Here is a 1,480-nt window from a genome sequence, read left to right on the forward strand (position 1 = left end):
TTTCCCAAAGCCAAAGACGAGTATCGCACCCTGTGGAGCAAACCAAAACTAAGCCAATGCCCCGAACACATCGACGATGCCCAATGGCAGGAGCTTCCCCAGGACATTGAGGTGCGCTACATCCGTTCGCGCTTCGAGCGCAAAGGCTTCCGTCCCGTGGTCAAGGTGATCGCTACGACCGACTTGGAAACTCCGCCCGAAACAGTTCAGGCCCAATACACGAGTCGTTGGGATATCGAACTGTGCTTTCGCGATATCAAAATAACCATGGAATTGGATTTTATCCGGGCGAAGTCAGCTTCCATGGCCCGCAAACTTTACGGCTTCGGACTCATCGCACATAATCTTATCCGATGGCAAATGCTCCGGGCATGCCGCGGAGCTTCTCCCCGGCAAATCAGCTTTACCGGGGCTCGCGAAGCTCTCAGGCGCTGTTGCGAGCTATTCCGAACACGCACATATGGCGAAAGAGTTCGCCTACAAGCCACTATCGAAGAACTTATCCATGACGAAAAACTCCCCCTCAGGCCAGGACGACACCAGCCCAGAGTGAAGAAAAGAAGACCCAAAAAATTCCAACTTATGACCAAACCTAGACACCAAATGGTTGTTTCCCCAAGCAGACGCAAAAAGTGACACAGATCGTTCAGAAAAACGCCTTATCTAAGTGCCATTGGGGTCAGACGCAAAATATAAAGATTCTGATATCTGAGTAAAATGGAATCAATAGAACCAATGCTTCGATGCATGCCAATGGCGGGATTTGCACCTACGGCATGGATTGTCGTCAGACTAGAGTTCATGAATAAGAAAATGAAATCTACCCATGAGAAGGCCGCTGAACCCACCACAGCCAGCTGATTGAATGAACCCTAGATCTAACCGAAGTTATCAACTCCTTTCGCGCTCGTCGCTTCAGTTTCGAGATATCACTGTAATCTAAAATTATGAACTTCAACGACATGGCGTTTCTCATCTTTGCCTTTTCAGCAGGGATTTATGCAAAAAGAGCAAAATGCTCATGGATTGCTTCAATCTTAATAGCTGGTGCGGCGTGGGTTTGTTATCTAGTTTTATTCATGCTTTTTTTCTTTCCCGTAGTTCTGATCGTTGCAAAACTCGGGATTTCGGAAGAAGTGCTTTCTCCCGAAATTTTACTGAATGGAACGCACATAGTAGTTCTCATTGCGTGGCTTATTATCGGATATAAATGGTCTGGAGAGATTGCTAAAAATGGGAATCAGACAGAAGTGACGTCGCAGACAACGAACCCAAGCGATCGCTTCTAAGCTTGTCGTGTGGAAACGAGAAGAATTTTGAACCGCGGAACACCGATGGATACTGATAAATGAAAAGAAAGGATCAGTGTGCATCAGTGGTTCAAAGGTAACGTCCAAAAAGTTTCGCAAAATTGAAAAGAGTGCCTTTCCGCCGGTAGTCCGGTAGGCAGCTGGTTAACCACAACTAACAGCCATGGAAG

General features: G+C 47.0%; 2 protein-coding genes. Both read left to right on the top strand.

Features of this window, described 5'->3' with window-relative positions:
• A partial coding sequence (locus tag H5P30_RS07525) for a transposase (RefSeq protein ID WP_343075436.1) occupies positions 1 to 636 on the top strand: 636 nt, incomplete at its 5' end.
• A 311-nt stretch (positions 637 to 947) separates the two neighbouring features.
• Complete coding sequence (locus tag H5P30_RS07530) at positions 948 to 1,289, top strand: hypothetical protein (protein ID WP_185692355.1); 342 nt, start codon at positions 948 to 950, stop codon at positions 1,287 to 1,289.
• The last annotated feature ends 191 nt before the right edge of the window (positions 1,290 to 1,480 follow it).

Origin of the sequence: Puniceicoccus vermicola (genome assembly GCF_014230055.1) — a bacterium.
Classification (GTDB): domain Bacteria; phylum Verrucomicrobiota; class Verrucomicrobiia; order Opitutales; family Puniceicoccaceae; genus Puniceicoccus; species Puniceicoccus vermicola.